This is a genomic window from Enterobacter sp. UPMP701 (assembly GCF_053709515.1).
Genome location: NZ_JBSKJN010000001.1, coordinates 867,843 through 881,984, shown reverse-complemented (window position 1 = coordinate 881,984; position 14,142 = coordinate 867,843). Strand labels below are relative to the sequence as shown.

15 protein-coding genes are annotated in these 14,142 nt (G+C 56.5%); 3 read left to right on the top strand and 12 right to left on the bottom strand.

The window, feature by feature from the left end; all coding sequences use genetic code 11:
• Positions 1-123: 123 nt before the first annotated feature.
• From ACWKXT_RS04345 to ACWKXT_RS04330, 4 genes are all read right to left on the bottom strand, one after another.
• Positions 124-1,821 carry an NAD-dependent malic enzyme gene (locus tag ACWKXT_RS04345; RefSeq protein WP_028013235.1) on the bottom strand — a complete coding sequence of 566 codons (1,698 nt, stop codon included), beginning with the start codon at positions 1,819-1,821 and terminating at the stop codon, positions 124-126.
• A gap of 175 nt (positions 1,822-1,996) precedes the next feature.
• Positions 1,997-2,134, bottom strand: a complete 138-nt coding sequence (gene sra / locus ACWKXT_RS04340; protein ID WP_454531762.1) for a stationary-phase-induced ribosome-associated protein — start codon at positions 2,132-2,134, stop codon at positions 1,997-1,999.
• 95 nt (positions 2,135-2,229) lie between these two features.
• Positions 2,230-2,445 carry a biofilm-dependent modulation protein gene (bdm, locus tag ACWKXT_RS04335; protein ID WP_023335793.1) on the bottom strand — a complete coding sequence of 72 codons (216 nt, stop codon included), beginning with the start codon at positions 2,443-2,445 and terminating at the stop codon, positions 2,230-2,232.
• Positions 2,446-2,677: 232 nt separating this feature from the next.
• Positions 2,678-3,529 carry a Vmh family MBL fold metallo-hydrolase gene (locus ACWKXT_RS04330; protein WP_454531761.1) on the bottom strand — a complete coding sequence of 284 codons (852 nt, stop codon included), beginning with the start codon at positions 3,527-3,529 and terminating at the stop codon, positions 2,678-2,680.
• 110 nt (positions 3,530-3,639) lie between these two features.
• On the opposite strand from ACWKXT_RS04330, the gene ACWKXT_RS04325 reads away from it, so the two are divergent.
• Positions 3,640-4,515, top strand: coding sequence for a LysR family transcriptional regulator (locus ACWKXT_RS04325; RefSeq protein WP_454526754.1), 876 nt, complete (start codon positions 3,640-3,642; stop codon positions 4,513-4,515).
• Positions 4,516-4,522: 7 nt separating this feature from the next.
• Here ACWKXT_RS04325 and ACWKXT_RS04320 read toward each other — a convergent pair whose 3' ends face one another.
• Entirely contained in the window at positions 4,523-5,464 is a 942-nt protein-coding gene (locus tag ACWKXT_RS04320; RefSeq protein WP_454531909.1) for a hypothetical protein, read from the bottom strand.
• Between the two features lie 134 nt (positions 5,465-5,598).
• Here ACWKXT_RS04320 and ACWKXT_RS04315 point away from each other — a divergent pair, with 134 nt between their 5' ends.
• A complete protein-coding gene (locus tag ACWKXT_RS04315; protein ID WP_217478676.1) occupies positions 5,599-6,027 on the top strand; it encodes an OsmC family protein in 429 nt (142 codons plus the stop codon).
• 186 nt (positions 6,028-6,213) lie between these two features.
• Positions 6,214-7,047 carry a lytic polysaccharide monooxygenase gene (locus ACWKXT_RS04310; protein WP_454531760.1) on the top strand — a complete coding sequence of 278 codons (834 nt, stop codon included), beginning with the start codon at positions 6,214-6,216 and terminating at the stop codon, positions 7,045-7,047.
• A gap of 21 nt (positions 7,048-7,068) precedes the next feature.
• Here the strand turns inward: ACWKXT_RS04310 and ACWKXT_RS04305 are convergent, their stop codons facing one another.
• From ACWKXT_RS04305 to ACWKXT_RS04275, 7 genes are read right to left on the bottom strand one after another with little or no spacing between them, the layout of a single operon-like run.
• Positions 7,069-7,998 (bottom strand): oligopeptide/dipeptide ABC transporter ATP-binding protein, encoded by a 930-nt coding sequence (locus tag ACWKXT_RS04305; RefSeq protein WP_454526758.1) that lies wholly within the window; start codon positions 7,996-7,998, stop codon positions 7,069-7,071.
• Complete coding sequence (locus tag ACWKXT_RS04300) at positions 7,991-8,977, bottom strand: ABC transporter ATP-binding protein (RefSeq protein ID WP_454531759.1); 987 nt, start codon at positions 8,975-8,977, stop codon at positions 7,991-7,993. The genes ACWKXT_RS04305 and ACWKXT_RS04300 overlap by 8 nt, the downstream gene beginning before the upstream one ends.
• Positions 8,977-9,870 carry a D,D-dipeptide ABC transporter permease gene (gene ddpC, locus ACWKXT_RS04295; protein WP_454531758.1) on the bottom strand — a complete coding sequence of 298 codons (894 nt, stop codon included), beginning with the start codon at positions 9,868-9,870 and terminating at the stop codon, positions 8,977-8,979. The genes ACWKXT_RS04300 and ddpC overlap by 1 nt, the downstream gene beginning before the upstream one ends.
• Positions 9,867-10,889, bottom strand: coding sequence for an ABC transporter permease (locus ACWKXT_RS04290; protein WP_454531757.1), 1,023 nt, complete (start codon positions 10,887-10,889; stop codon positions 9,867-9,869). Before ACWKXT_RS04290 ends, ddpC begins: the two co-directional genes overlap by 4 nt.
• Positions 10,890-10,912: 23 nt before the next feature.
• Positions 10,913-12,445: an ABC transporter substrate-binding protein gene (locus ACWKXT_RS04285; RefSeq protein WP_454531756.1), complete on the bottom strand. Its 1,533-nt coding sequence runs from the start codon at positions 12,443-12,445 to the stop codon at positions 10,913-10,915.
• A 14-nt stretch (positions 12,446-12,459) separates the two neighbouring features.
• Positions 12,460-13,035, bottom strand: coding sequence for a D-alanyl-D-alanine dipeptidase (gene ddpX / locus ACWKXT_RS04280; RefSeq protein WP_454531755.1), 576 nt, complete (start codon positions 13,033-13,035; stop codon positions 12,460-12,462).
• A gap of 12 nt (positions 13,036-13,047) precedes the next feature.
• A complete protein-coding gene (locus tag ACWKXT_RS04275) occupies positions 13,048-13,902 on the bottom strand; it encodes a MurR/RpiR family transcriptional regulator (RefSeq protein WP_454531754.1) in 855 nt (284 codons plus the stop codon).
• Positions 13,903-14,142: the final 240 nt, after the last annotated feature.

The following is a 14,142-nucleotide window of genomic DNA, read 5'->3' as shown; positions in this document are numbered from 1 at the left end:
TTGTTGAAATATTTGTTTTATTAATAAGGGGAAGAAGAATACCGTAGTAGCGGCAAAGAGAATAAAGGGAAGGGGGTGATCAAGTACCCTCTCCCTTTGAGGAGAGGGTACGGTCGGAGCGAATTAAATCGAAGTACGACGATAGCTGCGGTATTCAGGCATCCAGAAGTTATCATCAATAGCCTGCTGCAGCGCGTCGGCAGAGGTTTTCACCGCCACGCCCTGCTGCTGCGCCATTTTGCCTACCGCAAACGCGATAGCGCGCGACACCTTGTGAATGTCTTTCAGCTCTGGCAGCACCAGACCTTCGCCGTTGTTGACCAGCGGCGAGTACCCTGCGAGGGTTTCGCTTGCTGACATCAGCATCTCATCGGTAATGCGGGACGCGCCGGAAGCGATGACGCCCAGACCAATGCCCGGGAAGATATAGGAGTTGTTGCACTGGGCAATCGGATAGGTTTTATCCTTCCACACCACCGGATCGAACGGGCTGCCTGTGGCAACCAGCGCGTTGCCTTCGGTCCACGCGATGATGTCCTGCGGCGTTGCTTCCACGCGGGAGGTCGGGTTGGAAAGCGGCATCACGATAGGGCGCTCGCAGTGCTTGTGCATCTCGCGAATAATCTCTTCGGTGAAAAGACCGGTTTGCCCGGAAACGCCGATCAGGATATCAGGTTTCACGTTGCGCACTACGTCCAGCAGAGAGAGCACTTCGTTGTCGGTATCCCAGTTTTTCAGATTCTCGCGCTTCTGCACCAGCTTGGTCTGGAACGGCAGCAGGTTCGGCATGCCGTCGGTCAGCAGGCCGAAACGGTCAACCATAAAGACGCGGGAGCGGGCCAGCTCTTCGCTTAAGCCTTCACGCTGCGTCTGGGCGATAATCTGCTCGGCAATACCACAGCCCGCAGAGCCTGCGCCCAGGAAAACGATTTTCTGATAGCTCAGCTGGCTGCCGGCCGCGCGGCTGGCGGCGATAAGCGTCCCCACGGTCACGGCGGCGGTGCCCTGGATGTCGTCGTTAAAGGAGCAGATCTCATCGCGATAGCGGTTCAGCAGCGGCATCGCATTTTTCTGCGCGAAGTCTTCAAACTGCAGCAGAACGTCCGGCCAGCGGTGCTTCACGGCCTGAATGAAATCGTCAACAAACTGGTAGTACTCGTCGTCGGTAATACGCGGATGACGCCAGCCCATGTACAGCGGATCGTTAAGCAGCTGCTGGTTGTTGGTACCAACATCCAGCACCACTGGCAGGGTGTACGCCGGGCTGATGCCGCCACAGGCGGTGTAGAGGGAGAGTTTACCGATTGGGATCCCCATCCCGCCAATGCCCTGGTCGCCAAGGCCGAGAATACGTTCGCCGTCGGTTACCACAATCACTTTGATATTGTGGTTAGGCACGTTCTGCAGAATATCGTCCATATTGTGACGGTTCTGATAAGAGATGAAGACGCCGCGTGAGCGACGGTAGATCTCAGAGAAGCGTTCGCACGCTGCACCCACCGTTGGGGTGTAGATCACCGGCATCATCTCTTCGAGATGGTTCTGCACCAGACGGTAGAAGAGGGTTTCATTGGTGTCCTGAATGTTACGCAGGTAGATGTGCTTGTCGATCTCGGTTTTGAACCCCTGATACTGGATCCACGCGCGCTCCGCCTGTTCTTCGATGGTTTCAACCACTTCCGGCAGCAGGCCAAGCAGGTTAAAGCTGCTGCGCTCTTCCATGCTGAAGGCGCTACCTTTGTTGAGCAGGGGGAATTCGAGTAAAACGGGTCCGGCGTATGGGATATATAAGGAACGATGTTTTTTCAGTTTGTTGTCCATGTCACTCACTCTTATTTGAAGATCCGTCCCTGACACTGCTGTTTGTCATCTTTCTGGCCTGTGCTGCGGGAGGCGGTCGGGCGGTATTATAAAGGAGCTAAATATTAATTACCGCAACACATAAACAAAAACACCATCGGTTTTGCCGATGGTGTTCTGGATCTCAGACTGGAACTTACTTGCTCGCGTGGCGTTTTCTGCCGGTGGCGTGAGTGACTTGCGTTTCGTGGTCGCCTTCAATCACCACTTTACGCTGATTAGAAAGCTTGTAGTTCAGTCCCAGAATATGGCGTGCCTGACGGTTCGATTTCATGTTAACTCCTCAATCCTGTTGATAGTTTTAAGGACCAGTTTGCTTACGCAAACGAAATGTAACCCCTTAGGTTGCAGATCCAGCTTAGCAGGTTTTTACAAAGGTGCGTTTTGCCCGCTGACGACGTAGTTAATGGTCTGCTGGTAGATGTCACTGAGGATGTCATTATCCGTGGATTCCACCCATTTGGTCAGTTCCATCAAAATGTCATCTTCAGTCACAGCACCGTGCTCGGCGTGAAGACCCTGCGCAATCGCGTTAACGAGTTCAGGTTGTGCTGCTGTGGTATTAGCCGGGTAATAAGTAAACATACTGCCTCCGTGTCGTTGTCTGTTTAATGGTACGGCTCGCAAAAAATTTATTTCATAAACAGAATGGCAAATATTTTCCCGGTTGTGGTTCAGATTCATCTTAGAAATAAAAATGACATAAGTGCATGCTTTTATGTGCTTTTGGACGGGGAAGATATATCGAAGAGTAAGAATGGGGATATTATAAGGGTGCTCCTGCTATCACGAATAAATAGCAGGAGCGGAATTTAAATTACCACTTCATTTCGCCGGTATTCACTTTGGCGCTTAATTCCAGCGAGCTCTCTTCAGCCAGGCCCGGATACTGTTTTTTCAGTGCATCGATGACGCCCGCAGAATCTTTATGTCCCGACAACGCCTGTTCAAAATGCTGCAGATAGCCACGGGTAAAATCAATTGCCCCGGTTCCCGCAGGTGGGGTGCCCAGGTAGTGGCCTGGAATCACGCGTTCCGGTTTGTGTGCGGCCATTTTCTCAAGGGTTTCCTGCCACTGCTTGCGGCTTGCCGGTGTCTGGGTGTCTGCCGTCCAGACGTGAATGCCCCAGGCTACCCCGGTGCCGCCGAGGATCGTTTTTGCTGACGGGATCCACACATAGGCCGCGTAGCTGTCTGGCTGCTCGATATCGACCTTTTCCCCGTCAACCATAAACGTGGTGGAGGCAAGCACCTGCGGGACGACCAGCTCCGTTGGCGCGCCGTCCTTCATCTGCGGGCCCCAGAAGGCGAGCTTGGCGTCTTTGGTGGCTTTGATGTGGTCAACCACATGCTGCGTGGCCACCACTTTGGCATTCGGGAAGGCTTTCACCAGCGGCTGCAGGCCAAAATAGAAATCCGGATCGCCGGAGGTAATCACAATCTTGTTCAGGGTCTTACCGCTGCGGCGAATTTTCTCTACCAGCGCTTCGCCATCCTTCACGCTGAACTGCGCGTCAAACAGCACCGCCTCTTTCGGGCCGGAAACCAGCGTGGAGGAGACCGCGAAAATGCCTTTATCCTGTGGGTTATAGGTATCAATGGTCAGCGGTGCGGCAAAAACAGCCGGAGCGAAAAGGGCGGAAAGCAGGGCAATATGAGTGAGTTTCATGCTGTTGTCTCTGTTGTTCAGGAATATCGCTATTGTACGGATATTCTCATTTGCCAGAATTCCTGAAACAAGACATGCTTAGTTTCATAAATCGAGCAGATGGAGACTCTATGGATCGCGTTATCGCCGCTCAGGTCTACAACCGAATTTGCGAGCTGGGAAGTTTGAGCGCCGCGGCCCGCGCGCTGGGCATCTCCCGACCGATGGTGAGCCGTTACCTTGAACAAATGGAGAAGTGGGCAGGAACGCGACTGGTAAACCGCTCTACGCGCAAGCTGACGCTGACCGCGGCAGGGGAAAAAGTGCTGCAAAAAACCCGGACGCTCTCGCAGATCTCGCAGGAGATTGAAGGCCAGTCGGAAAAAGATCTCCCGTCTGGCACGCTGCGGGTTGCCTGCGCACACTTTACTGCGATGCACCTGATTTCGCCGGTCCTGCCCGGCCTGCTCTCGCGCTACCCGCAGCTGCGCATCGAGCTGGATGTAAATAATCACCCGGTCAGCCTGGTGGGAGAGCGCATTGACGTCGCCGTGCGCATTACCGATAACCCTGAGCCCGGCATGATTGCCCGCCGGTTGGGGGAGTGTCGCTCGGTGCTGTGCGCCTCTCCGGCGTATCTCGCGCAGCACGGAACACCCGCCAGCCCCGAAGAATTAGCGCAGCACAACTGCCTGCACTACAGTTTTTTCGCCGGGCAGTCCTGGCACTTCCTGACGCCGGAAGGCGAAAGCCTGAGCGTGGCCGTCAGCGGCAACCTGAGCGCCAGCATCTCGTCGCTGCTGATGGACGCGGCGATTAAGCACTGCGGTATCGCCATGCTGCCGGAACGCGAAGCGCGCGCCGCGCTGGAGCGGGGATTGCTGGTGCCGGTACTGGAGGCGCTGGAGCCGAAACCGCTTGCCATCCATGGCATTTATCAGTCCCGGGAATATCAGCCAGCCGCGCTGCGCGTGTTCCTCGACGAACTGTTCCGCTACCTGGCCTGAGGGGCAATTACTTTGCCTTTAGCCAGGGAGACGACGTGCTCCAGAAAATAATATCGGCCCCGAGATAGCTTTCGCCGAAGCGGACAAATTCCGCTTTGGTGAAGGGCTTACCGGTTCGAGGATTCTTATACGTCAGGGTCGGTTCCTGAACCGCCATGGCGATGAGCGGCAGCGTCTGTTTATTTTTATGGAAGAAGGGATAGGCGTTCTTCATGTGCGCCTTGCGGTTGGGAACAATGTCCGGCCCGCCCAGGCCGATATTGTGGGCGCTGGCATACGCAAAAAGACGTCCCATGTAGTCGTGGTCATTGTTCCATTCGCACGGCCAGAAGTTCACGTACTGCACTACATGTGATTTCTGAAAGACCTTGCGCGCGAAGGCCAGGTTTTCCATTTCACCCTCAAAATAGCTGTCGCAGGTAAAGCCCGCGGGCGGATTTTTCTCGTCAATATCAATCGCGGTTTCAGGCAGGTTTACGCCATACACCTCGCCATCAAAGCGTTTTGCGAGCGCTGCCAGCAGTGCCTGGTAGCGCTCGCGCACTGTCGGGTCCCATTGACGTGCTACCCAGCCTGCACCGACAGGCTTGCCTTCGCCAGGATTATCAAACTGCGACGCAATCCCGCCGCTATATTGCTTATCGTTCATCAGATAGTCCGGGACGTAGCGGGCGTCCGGTTCGAAGAAACGATCCTGGATCTGAATAAAGAGTTTTTTCCGGGCGGCCTTTAGCCGCGCCAGATCCTGCTCAATCCGCGAGAAGTCATAGCTGTCTTTTTCGGGTTCAAGCAGGCGCCAGTTATAAACGATCTGCACGCCGCCAATGTCGCTTCGCGCAACGAGCGGGAGCGCCGCGTCGAGATCGCCCGAGCTGGTATAGATAAAGTTCTCCGGCGTTTTTGCCAGCGAAGACAATGATATAGCTAGCGTGGTTACGGCAACGGCCATCCTGATTTTTAGCGCCACTTAATTATCCTTTTTTGTCGGTACAGCAGGTGAAAGACCTGGAATCGTCTGTGTTCCAGGACGTGTCAGATGCGTAGTCTATACTTAACCCTTTGTAAGCCAAAAGGAGAGCAAGAATGACGATTCATAAGCACGGTTCGGCACACTGGTCTGGCGACATTAAGCGCGGGAAAGGAACGGTTTCCACCGAGAGCGGCGTTCTCAATCAACAGCCTTATGGTTTCAATACCCGCTTTGAGGGCGAAAAGGGGACCAACCCGGAAGAGCTGATTGGCGCGGCACATGCGGCCTGCTTCTCGATGGCGCTGTCGCTGATGTTGGGTGAAGCGGGCTATACGGCTGATTCGATTGATACAACCGCGGACGTCTCTCTGGATAAAACCGATGGCGGCTTTGCCATTACTAAGGTTGCGCTGCAAAGCAAGGTCACCGTTCCGGGCATTACGCCACCGCAGTTTGACGGCATTATTCAGAAAGCGAAAGCGGGCTGTCCGGTATCGCAGCTCCTGAAAGCCGAGATTACGCTGGACTATAAACTAAACTAATCATGAGCCGGGTTAAGACCCGGCTATTCTTTTAATATAGCGAAAACCCTTAATTCATTCCCTCTGAAATCATCTCATAGTGTAATTATATTTATTAAATTCAAATTAAATATCCGCGAAGGCATCATTTACAACTATATAATATATTTAATACCATCCCCTTAATTATAGTAGGAAGAAAGGCTAATGAATGGATTTGGTGTTTTATTTAGGTTGCATTTTTATTCTCTTGCCTATACTGAAGTCGCGGCTTCTAATACATCAATTTACTACAAGGTGAATGTTATGAAATATTCAGCTCTGACTATTGGCTGTATTGTGATGTTTTCGGGTTTTAGTTCCATTTCTATGGCTGAAGATGCAAAAAAGGTCGAGGCAGTACCCGCATCAAGACATGGTACATCAGAAATACCACCTTCCCGACAGTATTATTGTTATAGCCAAAAAGATTTCGGTGGTGGTAGTGGGGGCATTAAAAATGCGGCCTGCAAGGCGGCATATGAGGCCGCTGGCAATGAAAATTGGGAAAGAGAACGTCTATTTAATAACTGGAATACTTACTCTCAAAATGCCCCTAAAGACCAATGGCAAACGAAGGTGCCTGACGAGCAATTATGCTCAGCAGGCATTGAAAACTATAAGAGCATTAATCTCCCCAGCGCGGAATGGCACGCAACTGAACTGGACGTGAAAGAGGGTCGCGTTGCGCTTGATTATAAAGCCAGCCAGATGCACGACCCCAGTGAGTTTACCGTCTATTTAAGCAAGCCCGGTTTTGACTCCGCCACCAGTAAGCTTAAATGGGCCGATTTGCAGGAGGCCCCGGAAGTGAAATTTGTAGGGGTTCCGGATGATGCGAAAGCCGTGCCCGGACATTACAAACTGGATGTCAAATTACCTGATGGATATACCACGGATAAGAAAGCCATTATTTATATTGCATGGGCACGCCATGAAGATCCCGCACGTGAGACCTTCTTCAGCTGCAGCGACGTGATCCTGAAAAATACAGCCGGGTAAAACAGCTGTAACAAGAAGTAATTAATCCCGATTACGCCAGCAGCGCACGCTACCTCCTCCTATTGAGGGCTGTAGCGGCTGCGGGCGTTCACACCCCTGCGTTGCCATCGGGCAGCGGTCACGGAAAAAACAGCCTTCCGGAAGATGACGATTGCCGGGAAGCTCCGTTTTGCGTAACGCCAGCGTTTCATCCAGCGGTTCACCGGTGCGGGGAACCGAGTCGAGTAACAGACGGGTATAGGGATGTCGCGGCTCGCCAAGCACCTGTGCGGCGCTGCCCAGCTCCACAATCTGCCCGAGGTACATCACCGCCACGCGGTCGCTCATGTGTCTGACCACCGAGACGTTATGCGAGATTAACACGTAGGTCAGATTACGCTGCTGTTGCAGGTTCACCAGCAGGTTGAGGATTTGCGCCTGCACGGAGATATCCAGCGCGCTGGTGGGTTCATCCAGCACGATAATATCGGGATCGGACGAGAGCGCCCGGGCGATGGCGATGCGCTGGCGCTGCCCGCCGGAGAAGGCGTGCGGAAGCCTGTCGAGGTATTCCGGGCGAATGCCCACCTGCAGCGCCAGATCCTCCGCCAGCTGACGGCGTTCGCGCTCGCTGCTGCGTTTTTGCACCCACACCGGCTCGGTGATGATGCGCCAGACCGGTAATCGCGGGTCAAGCGAGGAGAGCGGATCCTGAAACACCATCTGCATGCCGCCCGCGTGGTGCGCCCGCTGGCATGCGCCGGTGCTGGGCTTAAGCATCCCCATCAGCAGCTGGGCCAGCGTGCTTTTCCCGCAGCCGGATTCCCCGACAATGCCCAGCGTTTCGCCCCGACGGATCTGGAGATCCAGCCCGTTGAGGGCATGGACCTGTTCCGTCACGCGTCCCAGCCAGTTTTTGCGCGCCGCAAAGTTCACGTGCGCGCTATCCAGTTCCAGCAGTACATCAGACATGGTGTTTCTCCCGTTGTGGATACCAGCAGGCAGCCTGTTGGCCATCTGCACCGGTGGGCGATAAGCGCGGCGTTTCAGTGCATTTCGCCCCGGCGGCAAAGCAGCGTTCGCGGAAGGCGCACCCCTGCGGAAGCTGGCTCAGGTTGGGTACCGTGCCGGGGATGGCGGGTAGCAGGGCGCGCGGCTGGCCGTTTTCCGGTGCGCACTGCAGCAGCCCAATGGAGTAGGGATGCACAGGGTGGTGGATCAGCGTTTGCGTGGCGCCGCTCTCGATCACGCTGCCCGCATACATCACATACATTTTGTCGCAAAGCTGCGACACCACGGCCATATCATGGCTGATAAACAGCACCGAGGTACCGCTGGCCCGCGCCTTATGCTTAAGCAGGCGCAGCACCTGGAGCTGAACGGTCACGTCCAGCGCGGTGGTCGGCTCGTCGGCGATGATCAGCTCCGGCTCGCAGGAGAAGGCAAGGGCGATCATCACCCGCTGGCGCATGCCGCCGGAGAGTTCAAACGGGTAACGATCCATGACCTGCTTCGCGTCCGGGATTTGCATCTCTTCCAGCAGGGTAATTGCCTTCTGCTGCGCCTCGCGCCGGGAAAGCGGCTGATGCTGGCGGATCACCTCCACCATCTGTTTGCCAATCCGCCGCGTCGGGTTGAGGGCGGTCATGGGCTCCTGAAAAATCATCGCCACTTTAGCGCCGCGCCACTGGCGAAGCTGTTTTTCGGACGCCGTCAGGACGTTTTCGCCGAGTAACTTCACCTGACCGTGATGAATACGATAGCTGCCCTCCGGCAACAGGCGCATGGCGAGCATGGCAGTTACCGATTTACCCGACCCCGATTCGCCCACCACACCGACAATTTCGCCCCTGCCGATCTCAAGCGAAACGTGGTTCAGCGCGTGGACCTCCCCGCGAAAAATCGGGAAGCTCAGATGCAGGTCTTCTATATTGAGTACCGACTCGGTCATCACTGTTTGCCTCCTGACTTCGAATCCAGCAGATCGCGGATACCGTCGCCAAACAGGTTAAAGCCCACGGCGGTAATTAAAATCGCCGCACCGGGAAAGGCGCAGTACCACCACTGGTCCAGGACGTAGTTACGGCCCACGGCCACCATCGCACCCCATTCGGCGGTCGGCTGCTGCGCGCCCAGGCCGATAAACCCCAGCGTAGCGGCCATCAGGATGGCGCTGCCGATGTCCAGCGACGCCTGCACGATCAGCGGCGGCAGGGCATTGCGCAGGATATGCCAGCGGATCAAATGCCAGCGTGACGCACCGAACGTGCGGGCGGCCTGAACGTAGGTAAACTGGCGCACCACCAGGGTTTGCCCGCGCGCCAGGCGGACGTAAAACGGGATGCGTACAATCGCAATCGCCAGCATGGCGTTAAACAGGCTCGGACCGAGCGCGGCGGCCAGCGCCATGGTCAGCACCAGAGAAGGAATGGAGAGCATAATGTCCATCACCCGCATGATGACGGCGTCGCCGCGCCCGCCCAGTACGCCGGACAAACAGCCCAGCAGTGAGCCAATGCCGCCCGCAATCACCACCACCGCCAGCCCGGCGGTAATCGACTGCTGGCTGCCCGTCAGCACGCGGCTGAACAGGTCGCGTCCCACCTCATCGGTACCAAACCAGTGCTGCGCAGATGGCGCCTGCAGGCGGGCGGTCAGATCCAACGCGTTCGGGTCATGCGGCACTATCCACGGTGAGCTCACCATCAGGAAGAGCATCGCGATCATAATGACGCCGCCGACGATCGTGAGCGGGCTTTGACGCAACATCCAGAACAGCTTTGCCCAGTGGATGCGTTGTCCGGCGGTTTTCGCCGGGACGGGCGTTTCCTGCGTTAACATCATTCGGCACCTCCGCGCCCGATTCGCGGGTCAATCCACAGATAAAGCAGATCAACCACCAGATTAACCAGCACGTAGGCCAGCGAAACGACGACAGCAAAGCCCATTACGGCAGGGAAATCGAGCGCCTGAATGGATGTCACCACCCACGCGCCCATGCCCGGCCAGGCAAAGACGGTTTCGGTCAGCACGGCACCATATAGCAGATCGCCCAGCGCCAGCCCGAGTACGGTAATGGAGGGGATCATCGCATTCGGCAGGGCATAGCGCAGGACGATGTACCAGCCGGGCAGTCCGCTGGCGCGCGCTGTTCGGATGTAGTCCTCGCTGAGTTGCTCCAGCATCGCGGACCGCACCTGGCGCGCCACAATCCCCAGGTGAACAAATGCCAGCGTCAGCGAGGGTAAAATCAGGTGCTGCAGCGCATTGAAAAAGACCTCACCGTTGCCCTCCAACAGCGCGTCCAGCAGATAAAACCCGGTGACGTGGGTTGGCGGATCGAGCCAGTCGTCCAGCCTGCCGCCGCCCGGCAGAATCTGCAGGTGCCCGTAGAACAGCACAATCACGCCCAGTCCGAGCCAGAAAGCCGGCGTGGAGATCCCGGTCATCGCCATTAAACGCACCAGGTGATCCAGCCAGCGGTTGCGGTACACTGCCGACAAAATCCCCAGCGGCACGCCGATGACCAGCGCCAGCAGCAGAGAACAAAAGGCCAGCTCCAGCGTGGCGGGGAAAAAGGCCTTCAGGTCTTCCGCAACCGGGCGTCCGGTACGGATGGAGGTGCCTAAATCCCCGTGGGCCAGGGCGTCCACGTAGCGGCCAAACTGGATATACTGCGGCTGATCCAGCCCTAACTGCTGGCGGATGTTCTGCACGATTTCGTCGCTGGCGCGATCGCCCGCCAGCAGACGGGCCGGATCGCCGGGGATCATGTGCGAAATAATAAAGGTGATAATACAGACACCGGCCACCACCAGGAGTAACCCCCAGCAGCGCTGGCGCACAATGCTCCAGAACGTCATACATTTTCCCCCGGCGAGAACCGTTATTTACTCATGGTGGCGATGTTGAACACCTGCTCGAGCATCGGATTAAAGGTGAACCCTTTGACCTCTTTGTTCATCGCCAGCTGGTAGTTCTTCTGGAACAGATAGACGTAGGCCGCCTCGTCGATAACGACCTTTTGCGCCTGCTGGTAATTTTTGGTGCGTTCCGCCTGATCGGTGGTTTTCAGCGCGGCCTGCAGCATGGAATCGACCTCTTTGTTCTCATAGAACGAACGGTTGCCCGGCAGCCCTTTTTTGTCCGATTCGAACCAGTAGTTCATGAACATGTACGGGTCGGCAAAGTCCGGGCTCCAGTTGCCGATGGCAATGTCGTAATCGCCTTTTCCGACGCGGTCGCGCATGGTGGCATTAGCCAGTTTCTCCAGCTTGACGTTAATGCCGATCTTGCCGAGGCTGGCCTGAGTGGAGAGGGCGATAGGCTCCCAGTTCGGGTCGTTATCCGAGTAGAGGAAGGTCAGGCTGGCGGGTTTGTCCTTTACCTTCTCCAGCGCCGCTTTGGCTTTGGCCTCGTCGAAGCTGTACTGCATTGCCGTGGCGTCAAAGCCCCACATGCCTTCAGGAATCGGGCCGCGCATCTGCTTGCCGTTGCTGCTCAGAATGCCTTTCACCATCCCCTGGTAATCCGTCGCCCAGGAGATGGCCCGGCGTAAATCCACCTGGTTGAGCGGCGCTTTGCTGTTGTTGAGGTAGAGATAGGTTACGCGCAGGGACGGGTATTCCGCGACGGCGACTTTGCCTTCCTGCTTCAGGGCCGCGAGCTGATCGACCGGCAGGGAGTCGGCAATGTCCAGATCGCCACGGGAAAGTTGCAATCGGCGCGAGGCGCTCTCACCGATAATTTTCACCGAAACGCGCTTAAAGTGCGGCTTGTCGCCGGGCCAGTGGGGGTTCGGCACCAGGATCAGCTGCTGGCCTTTCTGCCAGCTTTTCAGCATAAATGGCCCTGAACCGGCGGTATTTTGCGCCAGAAAACCGCGCGCGTCGTCCGCAGCATTGGCCTTCAGCACCGCAGGGTTAACGATGGACGCCCCGTCGTTTGCCAGCGTGTAGAGGAAAGGGGCGAACGGCTGGCTGAGGGTGAACTTCACCGTATGGTCATCCACGGCATCAATTTTCAGATCTTTCGGGAAGGCTTCAGACGGCCCCTGGCCGAGCTTCAGCAGGCGCTCAAAGGAGAGTTTGACCGCCTCGGCGGTGACCGGGGTACCGTCGGAGAATTTGGCGTTATCCGCCAGGGTAAATGTCCACTCTTTCTGGTCGTCAGAGGCCTTCCAGCCCGTCGACAGATCGCCCTCTACCTCGGTAGAGCCCGGCTTGTATTTGACCAGACGCTGGTAGGACGGATAGGTGACGGTCCAGTCGTTGTTATCAATGGTGATGGCAGGATCGAGCGTTTGCGGGTCGGCGGCTTTACCGATCGCCAGCATGTCTTTCGGGACGGCAGCCAGCGCCTGCGGGGCGCTCAGGGCCAGCGTGGCGGCGATCACGGCAGTGAGAAGCGTTGTTTTCATGGCAGTGCTCCAGGTTAAAGAGAGGTGTGCGTCAGGGGAAAACAGGCAAAACGATCTTCCAGCAGCGGATAGCTGGCGGCGTTCGGCAGTTCGAAGTGCCACCATTCGCTGCTGATACCTACAAAACCGCCGCCGAACATGATGGCATTCAGCAGCAGTCGGTTGCGCTGGGCGTGCGGCGGCACGGAGGGGTGATACGGATGCGATCGGTCATGCATTTCGTCAAAACCGGCGCCCATATCCAGCACGCTGTTATTCTCGTCCATCAGGGTGACGTCGATGGCCGTACCGCGGCTGTGATTGGAGCCAATTGCCACATCGACAACATATTCCGGGTTCGGGCAGGCGTCCCACAGCTGGGCCTGCGCCTGCTGCGGTCGATAGGCGTCGTAGACCACCAGCTTCAGCCCGGCCAGCGAGGCAATGCTGATGGCTTTTGCCAGCGCGGTGGCGGCGTCGGTATGCAGCAGGCACAGCGCCTCCTGATAGATCGGCCTGCCAGTGATGTTGTCGGCGGTGGCATACTTCAGATCGATATGCAGCGTGGGAAAGGTCTTCGCCACATCAATCAGTTCACTCTCTTCGGGCATAGCTCCGCTCCTTTAGCGTTCGAATTGACCAAACTCTTGTTGTAGTTGTCGGTTTACCGCCAGGCGCGCCGGCAGCGCATCGCCCAGCGCTTCCACCACGCCCGACAGCAGCAGGTTGAACAGACAGCTCACGGGGGCAAGTGAATCCCAGAAATGACCGGTATCGGTTTTCACCTGCAGTAAGTCCATCGGGTAATCCCGCGCCCACGGGCACCAGATATCGGTGATTAACGCCAGCGGGATCCCTTTCTCGCTCGCAACGCGGCAGTACTGGCGGGCCATCGCGGAGTAGGTGCGCGTATCGGTGAGCACGACATAAGGATGAGAAAACCCAGAGTTCAGGGATTCAACCCAGCTGCCGGACGCTCCCTCGGAATAGCTCACACGCGGACGGAGGTACTCGAGATGGCTGAAGAAAGCGTTGGCAATGCCGCGCGTTGACTGGATCCCCAGCACGAACACCGCGTCGGCGTGGGTAAGGTTATGCACCACCTGACGGAAGACGTCCGTTTGCGCCAGCTGATACACCTGCGTAATGGCATCCACTTCCAGCGACAGGGCGTGCTGAAGGCGGTTGGGCAGGGGACGCTGCTGCTGCCAGGAGTCCAGCCGCTCGTTCATGCCCCAGGGCTGATACGGATCGCGCAGGCTCTTTTTTGCATCTTCCAGGTTGCGGTACCCCAGCTTGCGCAGGAAGCGTCCGACGGTGATCCCGCTGGTCCCGCTCGCCAGACCGACGCTCTCAGCCGTTTCAAACGGGATTTGCGCGGCGTGCGCCAGCAGCCAGCTCCCGACCCGCTTTTCGCTGGGCGTGAGCTGGCTGAAGATCGCTTCGATACGGCTCAACATCTCGGGTTTCGTCGTCATACCGCCTCGCTGTTAACTGGCTGTCAAAAGCTGGATTTGTGTTACCGGATTAACAATGCATGACGCGTGCCATATTCACAGGGAGGCCAAAACCCGCTGTGCTGTAAATTTCACGCAATATTTAGTTAACCAATGATCAACATTTGTGCAGCGTAGTTCACTTTTGGTGCACTGGCTGAACTGGAAGGTATGAATTTGGTGAATACGTCAGCCCGTTCACATTTTTGATAAGATAGCGGT

Excerpts from the sequence above, each read along its gene's own strand:
- ACWKXT_RS04315 (WP_217478676.1), top strand. The coding sequence starts at position 5,599 with ATGACGATTCATAAGCACGGTTCGGCACACTGGTCTGGCGACATTAAG.
- bdm (WP_023335793.1), bottom strand. The coding sequence starts at position 2,445 with ATGTTTACTTATTACCCGGCTAATACCACAGCAGCACAACCTGAACTC.
- ACWKXT_RS04345 (WP_028013235.1), bottom strand. The coding sequence starts at position 1,821 with ATGGACAACAAACTGAAAAAACATCGTTCCTTATATATCCCATACGCC.
- ACWKXT_RS04330 (WP_454531761.1), bottom strand. The coding sequence starts at position 3,529 with ATGAAACTCACTCATATTGCCCTGCTTTCCGCCCTTTTCGCTCCGGCT.
- ddpX (WP_454531755.1), bottom strand. The coding sequence starts at position 13,035 with ATGCCCGAAGAGAGTGAACTGATTGATGTGGCGAAGACCTTTCCCACG.
- ACWKXT_RS04310 (WP_454531760.1), top strand. The coding sequence starts at position 6,214 with ATGAATGGATTTGGTGTTTTATTTAGGTTGCATTTTTATTCTCTTGCC.
- ACWKXT_RS04320 (WP_454531909.1), bottom strand. The coding sequence starts at position 5,464 with ATGGCCGTTGCCGTAACCACGCTAGCTATATCATTGTCTTCGCTGGCA.
- ACWKXT_RS04290 (WP_454531757.1), bottom strand. The coding sequence starts at position 10,889 with ATGACGTTCTGGAGCATTGTGCGCCAGCGCTGCTGGGGGTTACTCCTG.
- ddpC (WP_454531758.1), bottom strand. The coding sequence starts at position 9,870 with ATGATGTTAACGCAGGAAACGCCCGTCCCGGCGAAAACCGCCGGACAA.
- ACWKXT_RS04285 (WP_454531756.1), bottom strand. The coding sequence starts at position 12,445 with ATGAAAACAACGCTTCTCACTGCCGTGATCGCCGCCACGCTGGCCCTG.
- ACWKXT_RS04325 (WP_454526754.1), top strand. The coding sequence starts at position 3,640 with ATGGATCGCGTTATCGCCGCTCAGGTCTACAACCGAATTTGCGAGCTG.
- ACWKXT_RS04300 (WP_454531759.1), bottom strand. The coding sequence starts at position 8,977 with ATGACCGAGTCGGTACTCAATATAGAAGACCTGCATCTGAGCTTCCCG.
- sra (WP_454531762.1), bottom strand. The coding sequence starts at position 2,134 with ATGAAATCGAACCGTCAGGCACGCCATATTCTGGGACTGAACTACAAG.
- ACWKXT_RS04275 (WP_454531754.1), bottom strand. The coding sequence starts at position 13,902 with ATGACGACGAAACCCGAGATGTTGAGCCGTATCGAAGCGATCTTCAGC.
- ACWKXT_RS04305 (WP_454526758.1), bottom strand. The coding sequence starts at position 7,998 with ATGTCTGATGTACTGCTGGAACTGGATAGCGCGCACGTGAACTTTGCG.